Raw genomic sequence first — 21,634 nt, 5'->3', positions numbered from 1 at the left:
GGCATCGGTCGGCCGGTGCTGCGTGGCGATCGGCTCGAGATCGACATCGCGGCGATCGCGTGAGGACGCCGACGCACGGCGCGCGCGACGACGCCGCGATCGAGACAGCGATGCGACTGGCCGTCCTCCTGGGCGCGGGTCTTTCCGCCCCGGCGGCGTGGCGGCACCTCGCCGGGCAGGGCGACGCGCTCGTCGTCCACGCCGCGCGCGTCGCGGAGGGCGGCGGAGACGTCGCGGGGGTTCTGCGCTCCGGAGAAGGGGCGTGGAGCGACATCGCGGCAGCATGGTCGGTCGCGACGGCGGTCGGCGCGCCGCTCGCGGAGTCCCTGCGATCCGCGGTCACCGCCCTTCGGGATGCGCGGGAGGTGAAGGCCGAGGTCGCGGTGGCGCTCGCCGAGCCCGTCGCCACGGCTCGGCTGCTGACCTGGCTCCCGCTGCTCGGCCTGCCGCTCGGCTCCCTTCTCGGGCTGGACCCGCTGCGCGCGGTTGCCGAGCCGCTCGGGGCGTGCGCGCTGTTCGCGGGGCTCGTCCTCCTCGGGGCGAGCGTGACCTGGACCCGACGCCTCGCGCGGCGTGCTCGGCCCGATGACGGCATCCCGGGCTGGGATGCCGAGCTCGTGGCGATGGCGCTGGCGTCGGGAGCGTCGATCGAACGAGCATGGGCCCTCAGCGCGGCGGCCCGAGGAGTCGACGCGGAACCGACGGCTGGGATCGCGACGGCGCTGGAGCTCTCGGCGCGGGCCGGCGCTCCCGCTGGGGAACTGCTGCGCGGCGAAGCGTGGCTCGCTCGTCACCGCGCCCGCGCCACCGGTCGCGAGGCGGCGGCCCGGTTGTCGACGCAGCTGTTGATCCCGCTCGGCGTCTGCACGCTCCCCGCCTTCCTCCTCCTCGCCGTGGTGCCGGCCGTCCTCGGTGTCGTCCGGTCCACATCCATTCCTCTCTGACCGTCCGTTCCCCCATAGAAAGAAGAGTCCGATGTCCACTTCCTCCCGTGCGTCCGCCCGGCCCCACGCGTCGCTCCGTCCGCTCACGACCCGTCGCGCGTCAGCCCTGTTCCTGGACGACCGCGGTGCCGCGACGGCCGAATACGCGATCGCCACCATGGCTGCGGTGGCCTTCGCCGGGCTCCTCGTCGTCATCATGCGGTCCGATGAGGTGCGCGGCATCCTCACCGACCTCGTTCGGCGTGCTCTGTCCGTGCAATGAGGCGGCCGTTCCTCGACGATCGCGGGACGGTCACGGGGGAGTTCGCCGTGGCCCTCCCCGCGATCATCCTGGTGCTCGCGTTGGCCCTGGGTGCGCTGGCCGCGGGCGCGGCGGCTGTGCGACTCGAGCACACCGCGGCCGAATCCGCGCGGCTGCTCGGGCGCGGAGATGAGCAGCGCGCCCGAGCGGTGGTCGCGGATGCCGGGGCTAACTTCTCCTTCGACCGGACCGACACGCTCGTGTGCGTCGATGTCTCGGCGCCGGTTCCGCTGCCGATCGCGCTCGAACCGCTTCGGGCGCGCGCGTGCGCACTCGGCGGGGGCGGGTGATGGCCGGGAGCGTCTCAGCCGTGGGCGTGGTGGCCGCGATCGCGCTCGCGGCCCTCGGCCTGGGCTTCGCCGGTGGTGCCGCGGTTCAGGTGTCGCGCGTCACCGGAATCGCGGATGCCGCGGCCCTCGCCGTCGCCGATACCGTCAGCGGCGCGGTCCCCGGGGTGCCGTGCGAAGCAGCCGCCGCCGTCGCCGACGCGGGTGGCGTGAACCTGAACGAATGCGATGTCGACGGCCTCGTCGCCACGGTGACGGTCGGCAGCGCGTACGGTGGGATTCCGTTCGCTGCACGCTCCCGAGCCGGACCACCCGATGTCTCGACGGCGCACGACCTCCCGGATCCCGAACAGGAAGGCGTGTGTATGGTGTGCAACGAAGAAAGGACCCCAGTGGCAAACGGCAAGAAGCTCGTCATCGTCGAGTCCCCGACGAAGATGAAGTCGATCCAGGGATACCTCGGCGATGGCTACGAGGTGCTCAGTTCGGTCGGTCACATCCGCGACCTCGCTTCCAAGAAGGAGATCCCGGCCGACAAGAAGGCGGCGTACGGCAAGTACTCCATCGACGTCGAGAACGACTTCGACCCCTACTACGTCGTCAACGACCGCAAGACCAAGACGGTCGCCGAGCTCAAGCGCGCCCTGAAGTCCGCCGACGAAGTCCTGCTCGCCACCGATGGTGACCGCGAAGGCGAAGCCATCGCATGGCACCTCCGCGAGGTTCTCAAGCCCAAGGTCCCCGTCCGTCGCATGGTGTTCCACGAGATCACCAAGGACGCCATCCAGGATGCCGTCCACCACACGCGCGACCTCGACGAGTCGCTCGTCGACGCCCAGGAGACCCGCCGCGTCCTCGACCGTCTGTACGGGTGGGACGTCTCGCCCGTGCTGTGGCGCAAGGTCGGTTCCGGCCGCGAGGGCACGGCGCTCAGTGCCGGCCGTGTGCAGTCCGCCGCGACCCGCATGGTCGTCGAGCGCGAACGCGAGCGCATGGCGTTCGTGTCGGCCTCGTACTGGGACGTCGAGGCGCTGGCATCCAAGTCCGGATCCTCGTTCACGACGCGCCTCAACCGTCTCGACGGCGCCCCGCTCGCCCGCGGTGGCGACTACGACGACAACGGAAAGCTGAAGAAGGCCGTCGTCGTGCTCGACGAGGCTCAGGCCCGCGCGCTCGCCGCCGACATCATCGCCGCGGCGAAGGCCACGGTCGCGAAGGTCGAGGCCAAGCCCGGTACCCGCAGCCCCCGCGCCCCGTTCACCACCTCCACGCTCCAGCAGGAGGCCGGACGCAAGCTCTCGATGAGCGCCAAGCACGCCATGGGCGTCGCTCAGCGTCTCTACGAGAAGGGCTTCATCACCTATATGCGTACCGACTCCACCGCTCTCTCGACGCAGGCCGTGAAGGCCGCGCGCGAGCAGGCCGTGGCGCTGTACGGCGACAAGGCGGTGCCGGCCAACCCGCGCGTCTACCGCAACAACTCCAAGAACGCGCAGGAGGCGCACGAGGCGATCCGTCCCTCGGGCGAGCACTTCCGCACGCCCGCGTCGCTCGCCTCCTCGCTCGACCGCGACGAGCAGAAGCTGTACGACCTCATCTGGAAGCGCACGGTCGCCAGCCAGATGTCGGATGCCAAGTACGAGACCACCACGGTCACCCTGGCGGTGAAGGCCGGGGAGAAGAACGCCGAGTTCACCGCCTCCGGCACCGTATACACCTTCAAGGGCTTCCTCGAGGCGTACGAAGAGGGCAACGACGAGAAGCGCAACGACGAGGACGCCGACCAGTCGCTGCCCGCGGTGGCGGTCGGTGACGAGCTCGCGATCAGTGACGTCGAGCCCAAGGGGCACAGCACGTCCCCGAAGCCGCGCTACACCGAGGCGAGCCTGGTCAAGGCGCTCGAAGAGAAGGGCATCGGTCGCCCGTCGACCTTCGCCAGCATCATCGGCGTGATCCTCGACCGCGGCTACGTCACCAAGCGCGGTCAGGCGCTCGTGCCGAGCTGGCTCGCCTTCAGCGTCGTGCGCCTGCTCGAACAGCATTTCGCCGACCTCGTCGACTACGACTTCACGGCCGCGCTCGAAGACGACCTGGATGCCATCGCCCGTGGCGAGCAGCGCCGCACCGAATGGCTCAAGGCCTTCTACTTCGGGTCCGAGAAGCAGGTGGGTCTCCGTCACATCGTCGAGAACCTCGGTGAGATCGACGCGCGCGAGCTGAACTCCACGCGCATCACCGACACCGCGACCCTCCGCTTCGGCAAGTACGGCCCGTACCTCGAGGTCGTCCAGCCCGGAGCCCCCGAGGACGCGAAGCCCCGCATCGTCAACATCCCCGAAGACCTCGCGCCCGACGAGCTGACGCCCGAGAAGGCGCAGGAGCTCATTGACGCCCCCGTCGCCGGGGACCGCGTGCTCGGTGAGAACCCCGAGAACGGCAAGCTCGTCGTAGTCAAGGACGGGCGCTTCGGCCCCTACGTACAAGAGGTCGAGGCTGAAGAGCCCGAAGAGGTCGACCAGGCGACGGGTGAAGTCGTCGAGGCGCCGAAGAAGCGCGGCGCCAAGAAGGAAGCCGCGCCGAAGCCCCGCACGGCGTCGCTCTTCCACTCGATGTCGGTCGACACGATCGACCTCGACACCGCGCTGCAGCTGCTCTCGCTCCCGCGCGTCGTCGGCACCGACCCCGCCACGGGCGAGGAGATCACCGCGCAGAACGGCCGGTTCGGCCCGTACCTGAAGAAGGGCACCGACTCGCGGTCGCTCGACTCCGAGTCCCAGATCTTCGACATCACCCTCGAAGACGCCCTGGCTAAGTACGCCGAGCCCAAGTACGGCGCCCGCCGTGCGTCCAGCGCGCTCAAGGAGTTCGCGGCCGACCCCGTGAGCGGCAAGCCGATCAAGCTCAAGGACGGCCGGTTCGGCCCCTACGTCACCGACGGCGAGACCAACGCGACGGTCCCGCGCGGCGAGGACGCCATGGCCGTGACCTTCGAGCGCGCCGTCGAACTCATCGCCGACAAGCGCGCGAAGGGCCCCGCCCCGAAGCGCACCGCGGCGAAGAAGACGACGACCACGCGCAAGGCCCCGGCGAAGAAGTCGTGACCGCCGACGCCCCCCGGCCCCCGCACGCCCCCCGCGCGGCGACGGCCGGGGGACCCGGCCTCTTCCTCACCTTCGAGGGAGGCGACGGCGCCGGCAAGACCACCCAGGCGACCCTGCTCGAGGAGTGGCTGCGCGGCCAGGGCCGCGAGGTGGTGCGCACCCGTGAACCCGGTGGCACCGACGTCGGCGTGCGCATCCGCGACATCGTGCTCCACCACCGCGGGCACATCGCCCCGCGCGCCGAGGCGCTCCTCTACGCCGCCGACCGCGCCCACCACGTCGAGACCGTCGTGCAGCCCGCGATCGCGCGCGGCGACGTCGTGATCCAAGACCGCTACCTCGACTCCTCCGTCGCGTACCAGGGCGCGGGGCGCGTGCTCGACGCCGACGACGTGCGGGAACTCTCGCTGTGGGCCACCGGTGGCCTCCTGCCCGACCTCACCGTGCTGCTCGACCTTGACCCCGCCGCCGCGCGGGCCCGGCTCGACGCCGACGACAAGCCGTTCGACCGCCTCGAGGCTGAGAAGGCCGAGTTCCACGAGCGCGTCCGGGTCGCCTTCCTCGCCCTCGCCGCGGCCGAGCCCGAGCGCTTCCTCGTCCTGGATGCCACGCAGCCGGCGCCCACGCTCGCCGAACGGGTGCGTGCGGCCGTGGCATCCCGACTCGTCTGACGGCCCGACGTCACACGATCGACACCCAGCGGATCGGCAGCGGTGGTGTCGGTGGCCGCGATTAGGGTGGAACCCATGTCGACCGCCGTGGAGCCGCCCCCGTCGACGATCGCCGCGCCGTTCCCGTGGGATGCGGTGTGGGGACAGGCCGAGGCCGTCGAGACGCTCCGTGCCGCAGCCGCCGATCCCGCCGCCCTCGCCCACGCGTGGCTCATCACGGGTCCGCCCGGATCGGGGCGCTCGACGCTCGCCTACGCCTTCGCGGCCGCGCTCATCGCCGACCCCGGCGACGAGGCCGCGCAGCGGCAGGTGCTCGCCCGCACTCACCCCGACCTCACAGCCCTGCGCACCGAGCAGGTCGTCATCCGCATCGACGAAGCCCGGCGTCTCGTCGAGCGCGCCTCGTTCGCGCCGTCGCTGGGTCGCCACCGCGTCATCGTCGTCGAGGACGCCGACCGCATGGCCGAGCGCACGTCGAACGTCCTGCTCAAGGCCCTCGAAGAGCCGCCGGAGCAGACCGTGTGGGTGCTGTGCGCCCCGAGCGACGCCGACCTCCTGCCGACGATCCGCTCGCGCGTCCGGGTGCTGCGCCTGCGCGAGCCCTCCGTCGCCGACGTGGCGTCTCTGATCGTCGAGCGCACGGGCGTGCCCGCCGACGTCGCCGAAGAGTCCGCGCGCCACGCGCAGCGGCACATCGGCATGGCGCAGCGCCTCGCCACCGACGACGACGCCCGCGCGCGCCGCGCCGAGACGCTGTCCGCGGTCCTCGCCGTCCGCGGCATCAGCGACGCCGTCGAGGTCGCGGGGCAGATCGTCCGCCTCGCCACCGATGACGCCAAAGCCCTCACCGCCTCGCGCGACGAGGAGGAGCGCCGCACCCTGCTGCGCACCCTCGGGATCGCCGAGGGCGCGGCGGTGCCGCCGAGCGTCCGCAGCCAGCTGAACGCCCTCGAAGACGATCAGAAGCGCCGCGCGACCCGCAGCCTCCGCGACGGCATCGACCGCGTGCTCACCGACCTGCAATCGCTCTTCCGCGACGTCGTCATGCTCCAGTACGGGCGCGACGGCGATCTCGTCAACGCCGAAAGGATCGACGACCTGCGCTCTCTCGCCGCCGAGTGGACCCCGGCCCGCACCCTCGGGGTGCTCGACCGCATCACTGAGACCCGCCGCAATCTCGAGCAGAACGCGGCTCCGCTGCTCGCGCTCGAGAGCCTCCTGATCACCGTGGCGAACGGATCCGCGCCGTGAGCCTGCGTCGGCGTCTCGCCACCGTCGTGGCGGGAGTCGCGGCCCTCGCCGTCGCCCTCTCCGGATGCCTCTACGCCCAGATCCCGCCCGTGCCGCCCACCGACGGTGCGTCTCTCGCGCCGCAGACCGACGGTGTCTCCGCCGAACTCCTGCCGTACTACGGGCAGACCCTGGACTGGCAGCCGTGCGGGACGGGCCTCGACTGCACCACGGTCACGGTGCCCCGCGATTACGCGGACCCGAGCGTGGGCGACCTCGACCTCGCCGTCGTCCGGCACCGCGCGACGTCCGGCAAGCCGATCGGCTCGCTGCTGACCAACCCCGGTGGACCCGGTGCGGCCGGCGTCTCGCTGATGAAGCAGGCGCTGTCGATCCTCGTCGACGACAAGCTCACCCAGGACTACGACGTCATCGGTTTCGACCCCCGCGGGGTCGGGGAGTCCACCGCGGTCACCTGCTACGAACCGGCCCAGCTCGATGCCTTCCTGTACGACATCCCGCCGGGAGCGCGGGGGAGCGACGAACGAAAGGCAGCGCTCGACCAGCGCGCCGCGGACTTCGCGAAGGCCTGCCAGGACCACAGCGACGGCATCCTGCCCTACATCACGACCGAGAACTCCGCGCGCGACATGGACGTGCTCCGCGCCGTGCTCGGTGACCCCAAGCTCAACTACCTCGGCTTCTCGTACGGCACGTTCCTCGGTGCGACCTACGCCGGCCTGTTCCCCGAGCGGGTCAATCGCATGGTGCTCGACGGAGGCATCGACCCGAGCGTCTCGGGCTCCGACACCTCGCTCAACCAGGCCGTCGGATTCGAGCAGTCGCTCCGGTCGTTCATGGCCGACTGCCTGAAGACGAAGGACTGCCCGTTCGCCGGCACGGTCGACGACGCGATGGCCGACGTCGCGTCCCTGCTCGCGCGCGTCGACGCCCGTCCGATCACCGCGGGCGACGGCCGTCGGCTCGGCGGCGACACCCTCATGACCGCGATCACCGCCGCTCTCTACAGCGAGGAGAGCTGGCCCTACCTCCGGTCCGCGCTGACCGACGTGAGCAACGGTCGTGCCGACGTCGCCTTCCAGCTCGCCGACTTCTACAACGGCCGCATGGGCGATCACTACGACGGCAACACCATGGAGGCGTTCATCGCCTACAACTGCATGGACTACCCCGATGAGGGGACGGATGCCGCCGTCGCGGAGCTGCAGCAGAAGCTGGATGCCGCGGCACCCGTCGTGGCGCCGTACTGGAGCGGTTCGGGCGGCGATCCGTGCAAGACGTGGCCCGCGCCGCCGACGGGCAAGCGGGAGCAGATCACCGCACCCGGGTCGCCGCCGATCCTCGTGGTCGGGACGACCGGAGACCCCGCCACCCCCTACGACGGTGCGCAGAGCCTCGCCTCGCAGTTGTCCCAGGGCGTTCTGATCACGAACGTCGGCGAGGGGCACCTGGGCTACAACAAGGGCAACGCGTGCGTCACCGACGCCGTCGACGCCTACCTCATCGACGGAACGGTGCCCGACGACGGGCACCGCTGCGGCTGAGGGGCGCCGCCCCGCCGAGCGCGCGAACGCCCGCGGAACGTAGGCTTGTGGTCGTCCCCGCCCGAAGGAGCACCATGACCACGCCCGACCTGGCCACCTACATCGACCACACGCTGCTGAAGCCCGAAGCCACCCGTGCCGACGTCGAGCGCACGATCGCCGACGCGGCCGAGCTCGGAACCTACAGCGTGTGCCTGTCGCCGTCGTTCCTCCCCGTCGAGGTGCCCGCGGGGCTCAAGGTCGCGGTCGTCTGCGGCTTCCCGAGCGGGAAGCACCACGCCGAGGTCAAGGCCGCGGAGGCGGCGCTGTCGGTCGCCCAGGGCGCGGACGAGATCGACATGGTCATCGACATCGGTGCCGCCATCGAGGGCCGCTACGAGGTCGTCGAGGCCGAGATCCGCGCCGTGCGGACCGCCGTCCCCGCCCCGACCGTCCTCAAGGTCATCATCGAGGCCGCCGCGCTCTCCGACGACGCGATCGTCGCCGTGTGCGAGGCCGCGGTCGCCGCGGGTGCCGACTTCGTCAAGACCTCCACGGGCTTCCACCCCGCGGGCGGAGCCAGCGTCCACGCCGTCGAGCTTATGAAGCGCACCGTCGGCGACCGCGCCGAGGTCAAGGCATCCGGAGGCATCCGCACGCGCGCCGCGGCGGAGGAGATGATCGCCGCCGGCGCGACGCGCCTCGGCTTGTCGTCGAGCCGCGACATCCTCGCCGACCGTTCCGCGACCGGCGACTACTGAGCCGGCACGATTCGTCAGCCCGCCCGCTGACCATGTAAGATCGATGATCGTGCACGCCACAGCGGCGCGCGCCGCCTTAGCTCAGACGGCAGAGCGATTCACTCGTAATGAATAGGTCAAGGGTTCGATTCCCTTAGGCGGCTCCAGCACGACGAAAGGCCCGGGTTTCCCCGGGCCTTTCGTGTTCCCCCGGTCGATCGCCCCCGCCGAACACTGCGGAACCGCCCGGGAGCGAACGGCCCGATAGGCTGAGAGCCCCGCCCGCCGCCCTTCGGCGTGGAGAACGTCGCCGCCCGCAGGAGCCCCCGTGTCGAACGTCGTAGATGTCGTCATCGAGCTCTTCACGTGGGTGGGCCTGGGAGTCGGTCTCCTGCTCGCCATCGTCGCGATGATCGTCTACGTCGCCGACGGCACCTGGGTGCCGGTGCGGGCCGTCGTCGAGGACGTCGACGACCACCGCGTGGTGCGCTGGTTCGACGAGCACGGGGGCGTCAACGAGGCGCCGCTCTCACCGCACGAGGACGCGCGGATCGGGGATGCCGACATGGCCGACATCTTCGCGCGTCGCGGATCGCGGCACCGCATGCGGCTGACCCGCTCGTCGCCGCACGTGCGGTTCCTGACGTTGCTCGCCACCGGGGTGCTGAGTCTGGGCGCGCTCGCGTTCGTGCTCTCGATCGTGCTGCTGTTCACGCGGGGATGACGGACCCGGTGTCGGCGGCCGCGCGTAGGCTCGACGCATGAGCCGGGCATTGTTCATCGTCGACGTCCAGAACGATTTCACCGAGCGGGGCGCCCTCGGCGTCGCCGGCGGCGACGCCGTCGCCGAGCGCATCTCGCGCTTCCTCGGCGAGCATGCCGACGACTACGCCGTGATCGTCGCCTCCCGCGATTGGCACCACGGCGACGACGACAACGGCGGCCACTTCGCGGCGGAGCCCGATTTCATCGACACGTGGCCCGCGCACTGCGTCGGCGGCACGTATGGCGCCGACTACGACGAGGTCTTCGACACGAGCCGCGTCACCCACCACCTCAAGAAGGGGCAGGGCAAGCCCGCCTACTCGCTCTTCGAGGGAGTGACGGACGACGGCGTCACGGCCGATGGCATCCTGAACGAGAACGACATCAGCGACATCGACGTGGTCGGGATCGCGACCGACTACTGCGTCCGCGCGTCCGCCCTCGACGCGCTGAAGGCCGGCCGCGGCGTGCGCGTGTTCACCGACCTCATCGCGGGCGTGCACCCCGACTCCAGCGCCAAGGCGCTCGCCGAGATCGCGGCGGCCGGAGCCGAGGTCACGCGCTCGGAGTGACGGAGAACCCACCCGAGGTCACGCGCTCGGAGTGACGGAGAACCCACCCGCGGTCACGCGCTCGGAGTGACGGAGAACCCACCCGCGGTCACGCGCTCGGAGTGACGGCCGAGAGCGATCACTCGCTCGGCGTGACCTCGTCGTCGGCTCGCGGGATCGTCAGACGCACGGTCGTCCCGATGCCCAGTTCGCTCGAGATCCGCACGGTACCGCCGTGCTGCGCGGCGATCCGGCGCACGCTCGCGAGGCCGATCCCGTTCCCGCCGTCGCGCGGGTCGGCGAGCCTCCCGCGTTCGCCCTCATCGAGGACGACGGCGAGGTCGTCGGGATGGATGCCGCGCCCCCGGTCGCTGACGGAGACGGTGGCACCCTCGTCGGTCTCGTAGACCTCCACGTCGATGACGTCGTCGGAGTACTTCGCCGCGTTCTCGAGGACGTTCGCGACCGCGCGGCGCAGGCCCAGAACGTCTCCCTCGACGGGAACGGCATCCATCTGTCCGAAGGCCACCCGATCGGGCGCGTCGCCCGGCAGGACGAGGGCGACCGCGCCGCGCGCGACGAGGTCCATCGTCACGCGGCGCCGTCCCGGTTCGGATCGGGAGGCCGCGTCGGACAGGAGCGCCTGGGCCATCGCGACGAGGTGATCGCTGGCCTCTCCCGCGAGACGGAGAAGGCGGTGATCGGCGGGGAGTTCGTCCGCCAGGAGATCCAGGTATCCGCGGAGCGCGGTGACGGGGGAGAGGAGGTCGTGGGCGAAGGTCCGCTGCAGCGCGGCCTGCTCGTCGAGGACCTCCTTCTCGCTGGTCAGGTCGCGCACGATCTTGACGAACCCGAGCACCTGACCCGACTCGCTGCGGATCGCCGAGATCGTGACGCGCGCCCAGAATTCGCTGCCGTCCTTGCGGACGCGCCATCCAGTGTCCTCCACGTGCCCGTCGCGCTGAGCCGCGGCGAGCAGTCGGTTCGGGAGCCCGCGCCGTCGATCTTCCTCACGGTAGAAGCGCGAGAAGTGCTCGCCGATAATCTCGTGCTCGGCGTACCCCTTGATCAGCTCGGCACCGAGGTTCCATCCGCGCACCACTCCGCCGCTGTCGAGCTTCACGATCGCGAACTGGTCGACCTGACCGTCCCAGTCCGGCGGGAGGGCGCGCCGGAGGCTAGCGATCGGTCGCCCTTCGTCGGGCACGGTGTCCGCTTGAGCGGAGGGGAGCAGGGAGGACTCGTCCTCGGCCACACTCATGCGGCGAAGCCGCGGGACGTCGGGCTGCTTGCTGAAGGCATGAGCCGATCATGCCCCGGGCATCCGCACCCTGAACAGGACTTGACACGCATCGTGCGCTGGCCGTTATACGCAAGGTCACCGGACGGTGACCAGTGTGCGCTGCCACCCGCTCGAGCCGTTCGGGGCGATCGCCGCCGTCTCCTGGATCTGGACGTTGCCCTGCTTGTCCGTCGCGCGCACCGTGATGTAGTGCGAGCCGGGCTGCGCATCCCATTCGAGCACCCACTGCACCCACGACTGGTCGTTGATGGGGGCGGAGAGGGTCGCCTGCTGCCAATCCCCGTCATCGATGCTCACCTCGACGGTCTTGACCCCGACGGGCTGCGCCCACGCCATCCCGGCGATGGGGACCTTGCCGGCCGAGACGGGGGTGCCGATCTTCGGGGTGTCCACGCGCGACGACATCTTGATCGGCGCCTCGGCGGAGTACCCGCGGGGCGTCCAGTACGCCTCCATCTGGTCGAAGCGCGTCACGGTCAGCTTCGTGACCCACTTCGTCGCCGAGACGTAGCCGTACAGGCCCGGTACGACCATGCGCACGGGGAAGCCGTGTTCGAAGGGCAGCGGTTCGCCGTTCATGGCCACCGCGAAGATGGCATCCAGTCCGTCGTCCGTCAGCGACGACAGGGGAGTGGATGCCGTGAACCCGTCGACGCTCTCGGAGAGCACCATGTCGGCGTCGCCCTGCGGGGACGCCAGGCGCAGCACGTCGCGGATCGGGACGCCCTGCCAGATCGCGTTGCCGACGAGGTTGCCGCCGACCTCGTTCGAAACGCACGTGAGCGTCACGCCGTACTCGTCGAGTCCCATGTTGACCAGGTCGTCGAACGAGAGCTCGATCGGCTTGTCGACCATTCCCTCGATGCTGAGTCGCCACGTCGAGGGGTCGACGTTCGGCACGGTGAGGGCGGTGTCGACGCGGTAGAAGTCGGCGTTCGGCGTGATGATCGGCGAGAGGCCGGGAACGTCGAGCGATGCGCCCTCCGGGACGGTGACGGTACTGCGGGTCGACGGCAGACGCAGAGCGTCGCGGGCCGCGGCGACGGAGTTCGTGGCGGCGTTGAGGACACGCGAGCCGACGCCGACGACGACCGCGCTCGCCGCGGCGATGCCGGAGAGGAGGAAGAATCCGCGACGGTTGAGCCCGGCGGCGGTGGCGTCGTCGGCGGCCGCGGCCGTGGCCCAGCGCCGGAGGCGCCGGGTGAGGAGGACGAGGAGCACGACGCCCGCGACGGTTCCGAGGACGGGCGGGAGCCACGCCAGGGCGCCCGCGCCCGCGCGCGTGAGGATCGCGGCGGTGGCGAGGGCTCCGCCGACGCCGAGGAGGATCGCACCGACCGGGCGGAACCGGTACTCGAGGAGGCCTGCGACGGCAGCGGCGACGGCCGCGCCGAGCCCGACGCCGACGAGCAGCGCGATCTTGTCGGACTCGCCGAAGACCGTGATCGCCAGCTCCTTCAGGGGGCGGGGCACGATGTCGACGATGAATGATCCGACGGCGAGGACGGGGCTCGCGGCGCGCGCGACGAGGAGCGCGAACAGTTCGGCGACGGCGAGGAGCGCGGCGGCCGAGATGAGCCCGGCCAGGGCGGCCCAGAACCAGCCCCGCGGACGCCGGACGGTGGTCGGCTCGTCGGTACGGGTGGCGGTGTCGGTGGTCATGGCATCCCTCTCCTGTCGACGATGACGCGAAGCGTCGCCGTCATCCGCTTATTCGGAGCGGGAGGGCGAATGGATGCCGCGGTGTTCGGCGGCGCGAAGTCGGCGCCGGCCGACCACACGGTGTCGAGGCCGACGGGCGGCTGCCGATGCCCACGGCGCCGGCAGCCGCACGCGCTACCCGTGGGTGATCTCGGTGATCTTTCCGTCCGCGAGCCGCAGCCGACGGCGCGCGCGGCGGGCCACGGCCGAGTCGTGCGTGACGACGACGAGGGTGAGTCCCTCGGCGTTCAGCGCGTCCAGGACGTCGAGGATCTCGTCGCGCATGTGCTCGTCGAGGTTGCCCGTCGGTTCGTCGGCGAGAAGCACCGTGGGCTGCTTCGCGACCGCCCGGGCGATCGCGACACGCTGCTGCTGGCCGCCCGACAGTTCGCCCGGTCGGTGGTCGTGGCGCTCGGCGAGCCCGACGCGGCCCAGCGCCTCGTGGACGCGGCGCTTCCGTTCGTCCCGGGCGAGGCCGAGCGGCTCGAGTCCCATGTCGACGTTCTCCGCCGCGGTCAGGGTGGGGATGAGGTTGAAGCCCTGGAACACGAAGCCGATCTCGCTCGCGCGGATACGGCTGAGCCTCCCGTTCGAGGCCTGCGCGATGTCGAGGTCGCCCAGGCGCACACTCCCCGATGTCGGCCGGTCGAGCGCTCCGAGCATCTGGAGGAGCGTCGACTTGCCACCCCCGGTGGGTCCCTGGATGGTGACGAAGTCGCCGGCGGTGATCTCCAGGTCGATGCCTGCGAGCGCGGTCACCGTGCGCTCGCGCTGACGGTACGTGCGGCTGACGTTCTCGAGGTGGTAGGCGACCGCGTCGGTCGCGGTGGCGTCGGTGGTGGATGCAGCTGTCATGGTCACGATGTCTCCTTGTGGGTGAGGGATGCCGGTCAGCCGACGGCGCGGAGGGCGGCGGCGGGACTGAGTCGTGCGGCGCGCCACCCGCCGAAGGCTCCCGCGAGCACACCGCCGAGGATCGCGATGCCGACCGCGGCGACGATGATGGTCGGGGTGAGCGGCGCGTGCAGGACGACGTCCGAGGCCTGCGCCGCCGCGCGGCCGAATCCACCGCCGCCGCCGTACCCGCCGCCCCCGCCACCGAAGCCCCCGCCCCCGCCGCCCTGCCCGCCGGTGCCCCGGCCGGAGGCGGTGACCGCGATGGTCGGGGAGATGATGTTCACGATCAGGATGCCGCCGAGCCCGAGGACCAGACCCGCGGCGCCGCCGATGAGTCCCTGCACGAGCGACTCGCCCGCGACCTGGCCGACGACGCGGCCGTTGGACCAGCCGATGGCCTTCAACGTGCCCAACTCACGGGTGCGACGGGCGACGCCGGACAGGGTGAAGAGCACCGCGAGGGCGACGGCGACGGCGAGCACGACGATCGACAGCCACGTGCCGAGGTTGGTGATGAGCGACGACGCGCTCGAGAGCGAGCCGGAGACCGTGGATGCCAGCTCGGACTCGGAGCTCACGGTGGCGTTCGGCAACGCGGCGGTGAGCTCGCTCTGCACCGTGCCGATGGCATCCGACGAGGTGGCCTGCACGTACACGGTCGACACGACGTCGCCCGCACCGGACAGTTTCTGCGCCACGTCGAGGGGGAGGTAGACGTTCGCGGCCGTGTCGGCGGTGGCCGCGGCCGAGGTGACGATGCCGACGATCTGCATCGCCGTGCCGCCGACGTCGATCGTCCCGCCCACGGCGAGGCTCTTGCTCGCGGCATAGGTGGAGTCGAGGACGGCGACGTCCGCACCCGCGTCGGACGCGGCCAGCGCGCGGCCCTCCGAGACGGTCACCGCGGAGAGCGGTCCGACCGTGGCGGCGGGGTCGACGCCGAGGACGCTGAAGGCATCCACGTTGAAGTTGCTCCCGCCGTTCCCGCCCGGGCCTCCGCCGTTGCGCTCGCCGCGTTCGCCGGACTCCGCCGCGCTGCGGTCGGGTACCTGTCCGGAGAAGGTCGTGTTGGTGAGGGAGAGCGCACCGGTCGCCGAGGCGACGCCGTCGAGTCCCGCGACCGTCGCCACCGTCGAGGCGTCGAGTGTCTGACGGCGCAAGTCGGTGATCAGCCGGGACTGGCTGAGGGAGGTCGTGCCGTCCTGGCTGGAGCCGGCGTCGGCGCCGAAGTCGAAGCGCGGCCCGGTGCCCGACCCGGGCTCGGCCTGGGCTCCGGTCACCGTGAGGTCCGTGCCCACGCCGTAGACCGACGCGAGGGCCTCGGACTGCGCGTCGCGGACGCCCGCCGACAGCGCGTTGACGACGATGACGAGCGCGATCGCGACGGCGAGTCCGACCGCCACGATGACGGTCTGTCGTTTGCGGCCGCCGAGTTCGCGCCGCAGGTACGTCCAGTACATGGTTCTCCTTCCGGGCGCGGGGTGCGGCCGTGGCCACGAAGCTAGGGACGGCACCCTCACCGATTCCTCACCGTTGCTATGAAGCGGTTATGGGCGGCGCCGTGAGCGGCCCGAAGGGATGCCGAGCGGCTCCGGACACGGCATGCTGAGGCACATGCCCGCTTCCCGGCCGCCCCTGACCCGTCCCGACGGAACGCCCATCCGCGCGCTCGTCGTCGACGACGAGCTGAACCTCGGTGAGCTGCTGCGCATGGCGATGAGCAACGAGGGCTGGGAGGCGCGCGCGACCACCGACGCGCGCGCGGCGCTGGAGGTCATCCGCGATTTCGGCCCCGACCTGCTGGTCCTCGACGTCATGATGCCCGGCATCGACGGCGTCGAGCTGCTCACCCGCGTCCGTGCCGCCGGGAACGACGTCCCCGTCCTGTTCTTGACGGCCAAGGATGCCGTGGAGGACCGAATCGCCGGGATCGCCGCGGGCGGCGACGACTACGTCACGAAGCCCTTCAACCTCGAGGAGGTCATCCTGCGCCTGCGCGGGATGGCCCGGCGGCACGTCGCCGCCGCCGCGGTCGCCGACACCGTGCTGCGCGTGGGGGACCTCGCGCTCGACGAAGAGGCGTACGAGGTCGAGCGGGGTGGCATCCCGGTCAAGCTCACGGCGAAGGAGTTCGAGCTGCTGCGCTACCTCATGCAGAACGCGCGTCGCGTGGTGAGCAAGGCGCAGATCCTCGACACCGTGTGGGGGTACGACTTCGGCGGCGACAGCGGCGTCGTCGAGATCTACATCTCGTACCTGCGGCGGAAGATCGACGCGGGGCGCGAACCCCTGATCCATACGGTGCGCGGGGTCGGCTACACGATCAAGCCGTCATGACCCGCCGTCCGCCGACCCTCCAGCGCGTGCTCGTCCTCGGGGCGAGCGGGCTCGTCGCACTCGCGATCGTGGTGATGGCGGTCGCGACCCTGACGGCGCTCCGCGCGTTCGTGTACGACCGGCTCGACGAGCAGGTGACGTCGGCACTGCAGTTCGCGGCGCAGCGCGACGGCGGGGCGCCCACCAGGGCGGAGCCCACCCCGGCCCCCGGTTCCGTCGCGCCGAGCGGGCGGCCGGCGCCGCGCGCGGGATCGTTGCAGGCGGTGGTCGCGGGCGACGGCACGACCCGGTTCTCCGGATACGTCGCCGCGGACGGCAGCGAGGTCGCGCTCTCCGACGCGCAGGTGGCCGCATTGACCGGTGCGGTGCGGCCCGGGGACGCCCCGACCACCGTCGACCTCGGCGGCGACCTGGGCTCCTTCCGGGTGGTCGCGCGCTCGCTCTCGAGCGGGACCACGGTCTTCGCGGGTCTGTCGCTCGCGGATGTCGACGCGACCACGCGGGCGCTCACCGCGATCCTGGTTGCGGTCGGCGCGGTGACGCTGATCGTCGCGGTCGCGGGTCTGTCGCTCTTCGTCCGCCGGAGCCTGCGCCCGCTGGAGCGCGTCGCGGGCGTCGCGCAGCGCGTCTCGGAACGCTCCCTCGAACGCGGTGACGTCGACATCCCCGATCGAGTGGATGCCGCCGACACCGACGTCCGCACCGAGGTGGGCCGCGTCGGCGCCTCGCTCAACGACCTCCTCGGGCGGGTGCAGTCCGCGCTCGCCGCGCGCGAGCACAGCGAGAGCGAGCTGCGCCGGTTCATCGCGGATGCCAGTCACGAACTGCGCACGCCCCTCGCGAGCGTCCGCGGCTATGCGCAGCTGTCGCTCGCGGACACCGAACCGATGACGGCATCCCAGCGTCGTTCGCTCGAGCGCATCGAGTCCGAAGCCCGACGGATGGGGACGCTCGTCGAGGACCTGCTGCTCCTCGCACGCCTCGACGCGGGCCAGCGCCTGCGCGACGACGACGTCGAGCTGCCGCTCCTCGCGGTGGATGCCGTGAGCGACGCGCAGGCCGTCGACCGCGACCGGGAGTGGCGCCTCGAGATCGCCGCGGACGCCCCGCTCACCGTCCCCGGCGACGAGGACCGCCTGCGCCAGGTCATCGCGAACCTGCTCCGGAACGCCCACACCCACACCCCGCCCGGCACGGTGGTCACGACGTCGGTGTTCCCCGCGGGAGGGCAGGCCGTCCTGCGGGTGTCCGACACGGGGCCGGGCATCGAGCCGGCGGTCGCGGACCGCCTCTTCGAGCGGTTCGCGCGCGGCGACGAATCGCGCAACCGCGCCGCGGGGAGCACGGGGCTCGGGCTCTCGATCGCGCAGGCCATCGTCCTCGCCCACGGGGGGACGATCACGGTCGAGAGCCGCCCGGGGGAGACGACGTTCGAGGTGCGTCTGCCCGCGGCGAGGGATGCCGGACACCCCTCGCCGCGCGGCTGAGCCGGCTCTACGCCGGCGACATCTGGAACCAGCCGCCGTCCGTCAGATGGTTCAGGCCCGAGACGAAGGATGCTTCGTCGGAGAGGAGCCACGCGATCGTCGCCGCGATCTCCTCGGGCTCGCCCATGCGTCCGCCGGGCTGCCCCGCGGCGTACATGGCGCGGAGGTCGTCGGGCAGCCCCTTCACGGCGGGGGTGTCGATGAGGCCGGGGGCGACGGAGTTCACCCGGATGCCGTCCTTGGCGTACTCGAGCGCGCCCTGGCGGGTCATCTGGATCACACCCGCCTTCGCGATTCCGTAGGCCGGTTGCCCGACGGTCGCGCGCATTCCCGCGCCGGACGCGACGTTCACGATCGCCCCGCCGCCGCTGGTGAGGAACTGCTCGATCTCGGCCACCATGCAGCGCCACATGCCCTTGAGGTCGATGTTCATGATGAGATCCCACGTGCCCTCCTCCATGTCGTGGAGGCGGGAGGGAACCTGACCGATGCCGGCGACATTGGCGGCGTAGTGCAGGCCGCCCCAGGTCGCGACGGCGTCGGCGACCATCTCGTGGGCATCGCCCGGTCGCGACACGTCGACGTGTCGGAAGCGCGCGGATCCGCCCGCCGCCTCGATCTCGCCGACGACCCGCGCGCCCGCGGCATCCGTCACATCCGCGATGAGGACGTGCGCGCCCTTCGCGGCCAGCAGCTTCGCCGTCGCTTCACCGATCCCCGAGGCCCCACCCGTGACGATCGCGACTTTGCCATCGAATGACATGGAATTCCCTTTCCTTTGGAAACTATCTGCAGGAAACAGTACGCCGGGTAGCGTGATCCCGTGAGCGCGAATATCGAGGATGCCGGTGACCTGGGCTACCGCAATCCGATCGCCCTCCCGCTGGCGACGCTGGTCGAACTCTGGAGCGCCGCGGAGTTCCGATCCCGTCTGAGCAACGACGCGCTGGAGGGCCTGGGCGGGACGGACGGTCGCGTGCTGTGGGAGCTCGGATTCCGGGGCCGGGTCCGCCCGGGAGTCCTCGCGCGGGTGATGGGCATCGGCGCGCCGAGCATCAGCAAGGCGATCGCGCGACTGACGGACCGCGGCTTCATCGAGGTGGTCCCCGACCCGGTCGACGCGCGGGCGAGCCTCGTGGGATTGACGGGGGAGGGGCGCATCGTCGCGCGCGAGCTGTACCGCGTCGGCGACGACCTGATCGGGCGCCTCACGGCGGACTGGTCGGATGCCGATGCCCGCCGCGCCGCGCACCTGCTCACGCGTCTCGCGGCCGCCGCCCGCGGGATGGTCGAGCGGGAGTCGGAGTGATCGCCCCGCATCGCTGCGTCTTGTCGTGAGGAGACGCGGTCATCGCGTGGGCTCCGATTGACCTGAATTAGATACGGTAATACTCTCAGTATGTCGGTCGGCGGTGACGCCGACGTCGAGGAGAGGACGCCACGTGCACATCGTCGTGCTGATCAAAGAGGTGCCGGACACCTACGGTGACCGCCGGATCTCCCTGGAGACCGGACTCGTCGACCGCGAAGGCAGCGAGCGCGTCGCCGACGAGATCGGCGAACGGGCCGTCGAGGCGGCGCTCACCCTGCAGGCGGCGAGTGAGGGATCGACCGTGACGGTGATCTGCATGGGCCCGGCGAGCGCCGAGACGGCGGTGCGTAAGGCGCTCGCCATGGGGGCCGACAGTGCGGTGCTCATCAGCGACGACGGCCTGGTCGGCGCCGATCTGACCCTGACCGCGGAAGTCCTGGCGGCTGCCGTCCGGCGCGAGAGCCCCGACCTCGTCCTCACCGGCAACGTCTCGACCGACGGCGGCGGAGGTGTTCTGGGGGCGATGCTCGCCGAGCACCTGGAGGTGCCGCACCTGACGAACCTCTCCGAGATCGAGATCGCCGGCGACGTGGTGAGCGGCACGCGGATGACGGAGAGCGGAACGGTCCGACTCGCGGCGGAGCTTCCCGCCGTCGCGAGCATCACGGACGCTCTGCCGGACCCCCGCTTTCCCGCCTTCAAGGGCATCATGGCGGCGAAGAAGAAGCCGCTCACCCGACTGGGCGCGGAGGAACTGGGCGCCGACACCGAGGGTGCGCGCGCGCCGCGCTCCATCGTGATCTCCGCTGCGGCGCGTCCCCCGCGGGCGGCGGGGATCACGATCACCGACGACGGCGAGGGCGGACGTCGCCTCGCCGAATACCTGATCGCCGAGAAGCTCGTCTGAGGAGTGCGCCGATGAATGCCGAACCGATCCTCGCCCTTCTCGACGTGACTCCCGCGGGCGTGCTCGCCCCGAGTGCCGCCGAAGTCCTGGGCGCGGCCGCCACGATCGGCGAACCCGTTGCCGTCGTTCCGGTGCCTCCGGGTGCGGATGCGGACGCGCTGACCACGGCCGCGGCGGCTGCGGGCGCCGCGCAGGTGATCCGTGTGTCGATCCCGGAGGGGAGCGTCGTCACCCCCCTGGTGGACGCCCTGGCCGCCGCCGAGGAGCTCGTCGTTCCGGCGGCCGTTCTCGTCGCGCATTCGCTCGACGGGCGGGAGGCCGCCGCGCGTTTCGCCGTGCGGACTCATCGGGCCCTGCTCATCGACACCGTGGGGGTCGGCGTGGACGAAGAAGGGATCATCGCGCACCACTCCGTCTTCGGGAGCAACTACCTGGTGGATGCCGCTGCCACCGCCGGCGCTCCTGTCATCACGCTCCGCCAGGGCGCCGTGGACCAGCGCGCGGTCGCGGTGGACTCACCCCCCGTGCACACGCTGTCGATCGAGCCGTCGGCGCGTCGGTCGGCACGCGCGGACGCGTTCGTCCTCGCCGAGATCAGCAGTTCCCGCCCCGATCTCCGCCGGGCGAAGAAGGTCGTCTCCGGTGGCCGAGGGCTCGCGTCGAAGGAGAAGTTCGCTCTCGTCGAAGAGCTGGCCGACGCGCTGGGCGCGGCCGTCGGCGCCTCCCGCGCCGCCGTGGACTCGGGGTACATCCCCTACGCCCACCAGGTCGGACAGACCGGCGTGACGGTGACCCCGGAGCTCTACGTCGCGGTCGGCATCTCGGGGGCGATCCAGCATCGCGCCGGGATGCAGGCATCCAAGCGCATCGTCGCGATCAACAAGGACGCGGACGCTCCTATCTTCGCGATCGCCGACTTCGGTGTCGTCGGTGACCTGTTCACCATCGTCCCGCAGGCGATCGAGACCCTGAAGCAGCGGTGATGGTGGCGCATTCGGTTCCCGTTCGACGGGGCCTTCCGCGGACGCCGGGCGGCGAGCCCTGGCCGGCAGACCGTATCGAAGTCGCCGTCGTCCTCCCCGGCGGGAGCGAGGCCTCCGCGTCCGCAGTCGTACCCGCCGGGTCGGCGCCGACGATCGCGGACGCGGCGCGGGTGCGCCGTGGCCTGCCCCGGACGCCCGGGGGTGAGCCGTGGCCCGCGGCCGAGGTTCGACCGCCGGTGGTGTCCGCCCGGGCCGCGTCGGCGGAGGCGGCCTCGACCCCGCCCCGGAAGGATGCCGACGCGGCCGTCGCCCGAACTCTTCGCCGTTCCTCCGCTCGTCGCGGTCTGCCGCGGCAGCTCGGCGCGGAGGGGTGGCCGCCGGCCGGGACTCTCCTCGAGGCTGCTGTGCCGGGGTGGATCGCCGCGGCCGGCGGCGCTCTCCGCGAGTCGCCCGCTGTCGATCACACGGATCCACCGCCGAGCGTCCCGCCCCGCGTGAGCGCACGGCCCCGGCAGCGGCGCCTCCCGCCGCCGCCGGACGAGAGGTCCGCCCGGCTCGGCGGCGGATCTTCGG

The 21,634-nt window shown here is 71.6% G+C and carries 20 protein-coding genes and 1 tRNA gene; 16 read left to right on the top strand and 5 right to left on the bottom strand.

Features of this window, described 5'->3' with window-relative positions:
* Positions 1–59 precede the first annotated feature (59 nt).
* From I5G_RS03220 to I5G_RS03170, 11 genes are all read left to right on the top strand, one after another.
* The gene (locus I5G_RS03220; RefSeq protein ID WP_022877769.1) at positions 60–944 is read left to right on the top strand and encodes a type II secretion system F family protein; all 885 of its coding nucleotides are present in this window, start codon (positions 60–62) and stop codon (positions 942–944) included.
* A gap of 31 nt (positions 945–975) precedes the next feature.
* Complete coding sequence (locus I5G_RS03215; protein ID WP_022877768.1) at positions 976–1,206, top strand: DUF4244 domain-containing protein; 231 nt, start codon at positions 976–978, stop codon at positions 1,204–1,206.
* Positions 1,203–1,535 (top strand): TadE family type IV pilus minor pilin, encoded by a 333-nt coding sequence (locus tag I5G_RS03210; RefSeq protein WP_022877767.1) that lies wholly within the window; start codon positions 1,203–1,205, stop codon positions 1,533–1,535. Before I5G_RS03215 ends, I5G_RS03210 begins: the two co-directional genes overlap by 4 nt.
* Positions 1,536–1,924: 389 nt before the next feature.
* Positions 1,925–4,633 (top strand): type I DNA topoisomerase, encoded by a 2,709-nt coding sequence (gene topA, locus I5G_RS03205; RefSeq protein ID WP_026095613.1) that lies wholly within the window; start codon positions 1,925–1,927, stop codon positions 4,631–4,633.
* Positions 4,630–5,304, top strand: coding sequence for a dTMP kinase (gene tmk, locus I5G_RS03200; protein ID WP_022877765.1), 675 nt, complete (start codon positions 4,630–4,632; stop codon positions 5,302–5,304). Before topA ends, tmk begins: the two co-directional genes overlap by 4 nt.
* Before the next feature lie 75 nt (positions 5,305–5,379).
* Positions 5,380–6,555, top strand: coding sequence for a DNA polymerase III subunit delta' (locus I5G_RS03195; RefSeq protein ID WP_022877764.1), 1,176 nt, complete (start codon positions 5,380–5,382; stop codon positions 6,553–6,555).
* Complete coding sequence (locus I5G_RS03190; protein WP_022877763.1) at positions 6,552–8,099, top strand: alpha/beta hydrolase; 1,548 nt, start codon at positions 6,552–6,554, stop codon at positions 8,097–8,099. Before I5G_RS03195 ends, I5G_RS03190 begins: the two co-directional genes overlap by 4 nt.
* Positions 8,100–8,173: 74 nt before the next feature.
* Positions 8,174–8,839: a deoxyribose-phosphate aldolase gene (deoC, locus tag I5G_RS03185; protein ID WP_022877762.1), complete on the top strand. Its 666-nt coding sequence runs from the start codon at positions 8,174–8,176 to the stop codon at positions 8,837–8,839.
* Positions 8,840–8,909: 70 nt separating this feature from the next.
* Positions 8,910–8,985, top strand: a tRNA-Thr gene (locus I5G_RS03180).
* Between the two features lie 161 nt (positions 8,986–9,146).
* Positions 9,147–9,542 (top strand): hypothetical protein, encoded by a 396-nt coding sequence (locus I5G_RS03175; protein WP_022877761.1) that lies wholly within the window; start codon positions 9,147–9,149, stop codon positions 9,540–9,542.
* A 37-nt stretch (positions 9,543–9,579) separates the two neighbouring features.
* Positions 9,580–10,155, top strand: a complete 576-nt coding sequence (locus tag I5G_RS03170) for an isochorismatase family protein (RefSeq protein ID WP_022877760.1) — start codon at positions 9,580–9,582, stop codon at positions 10,153–10,155.
* Between the two features lie 118 nt (positions 10,156–10,273).
* Here the strand turns inward: I5G_RS03170 and I5G_RS03165 are convergent, their stop codons facing one another.
* The 4 genes from I5G_RS03165 to I5G_RS25690 form a co-directional block, all read right to left on the bottom strand.
* Positions 10,274–11,395 carry a HAMP domain-containing sensor histidine kinase gene (locus I5G_RS03165; RefSeq protein WP_022877759.1) on the bottom strand — a complete coding sequence of 374 codons (1,122 nt, stop codon included), beginning with the start codon at positions 11,393–11,395 and terminating at the stop codon, positions 10,274–10,276.
* Positions 11,396–11,512: 117 nt separating this feature from the next.
* Positions 11,513–13,099, bottom strand: coding sequence for a molybdopterin-dependent oxidoreductase (locus I5G_RS03160; protein ID WP_022877758.1), 1,587 nt, complete (start codon positions 13,097–13,099; stop codon positions 11,513–11,515).
* A 174-nt stretch (positions 13,100–13,273) separates the two neighbouring features.
* Positions 13,274–13,993, bottom strand: coding sequence for an ABC transporter ATP-binding protein (locus tag I5G_RS03155; protein WP_022877757.1), 720 nt, complete (start codon positions 13,991–13,993; stop codon positions 13,274–13,276).
* A 35-nt stretch (positions 13,994–14,028) separates the two neighbouring features.
* Positions 14,029–15,495: an ABC transporter permease gene (locus tag I5G_RS25690; protein ID WP_022877756.1), complete on the bottom strand. Its 1,467-nt coding sequence runs from the start codon at positions 15,493–15,495 to the stop codon at positions 14,029–14,031.
* A 154-nt stretch (positions 15,496–15,649) separates the two neighbouring features.
* On the opposite strand from I5G_RS25690, the gene I5G_RS03145 reads away from it, so the two are divergent.
* Positions 15,650–16,372 carry a response regulator transcription factor gene (locus I5G_RS03145; RefSeq protein ID WP_083896536.1) on the top strand — a complete coding sequence of 241 codons (723 nt, stop codon included), beginning with the start codon at positions 15,650–15,652 and terminating at the stop codon, positions 16,370–16,372.
* A complete protein-coding gene (locus I5G_RS03140) occupies positions 16,369–17,859 on the top strand; it encodes a cell wall metabolism sensor histidine kinase WalK (protein ID WP_022877754.1) in 1,491 nt (496 codons plus the stop codon). The genes I5G_RS03145 and I5G_RS03140 overlap by 4 nt, the downstream gene beginning before the upstream one ends.
* A 7-nt stretch (positions 17,860–17,866) precedes the next feature.
* On the opposite strand, the gene I5G_RS03135 is transcribed toward I5G_RS03140, so the two are convergent.
* On the bottom strand, positions 17,867–18,622 hold the full coding sequence (locus I5G_RS03135; protein WP_022877753.1) for an SDR family NAD(P)-dependent oxidoreductase: 756 nt from the start codon (positions 18,620–18,622) through the stop codon (positions 17,867–17,869).
* A gap of 60 nt (positions 18,623–18,682) precedes the next feature.
* Between I5G_RS03135 and I5G_RS03130 the strand changes: the two genes are divergently transcribed.
* From I5G_RS03130 to I5G_RS03120, 3 genes are all read left to right on the top strand, one after another.
* Positions 18,683–19,168: a MarR family winged helix-turn-helix transcriptional regulator gene (locus I5G_RS03130; protein ID WP_022877752.1), complete on the top strand. Its 486-nt coding sequence runs from the start codon at positions 18,683–18,685 to the stop codon at positions 19,166–19,168.
* A 133-nt stretch (positions 19,169–19,301) separates the two neighbouring features.
* Positions 19,302–20,078, top strand: coding sequence for an electron transfer flavoprotein subunit beta/FixA family protein (locus tag I5G_RS03125; protein ID WP_022877751.1), 777 nt, complete (start codon positions 19,302–19,304; stop codon positions 20,076–20,078).
* An 11-nt stretch (positions 20,079–20,089) separates the two neighbouring features.
* Positions 20,090–21,061, top strand: coding sequence for an electron transfer flavoprotein subunit alpha/FixB family protein (locus tag I5G_RS03120; protein ID WP_022877750.1), 972 nt, complete (start codon positions 20,090–20,092; stop codon positions 21,059–21,061).
* Positions 21,062–21,634: the final 573 nt, after the last annotated feature.

The organism is Microbacterium sp. B19 (assembly GCF_000333395.1).
Lineage (GTDB): Bacteria > Actinomycetota > Actinomycetes > Actinomycetales > Microbacteriaceae > Microbacterium.
The sequence above is the reverse complement of the archived record's forward strand: the minus strand, read 5'-3'. Positions and strand labels throughout refer to the sequence as shown.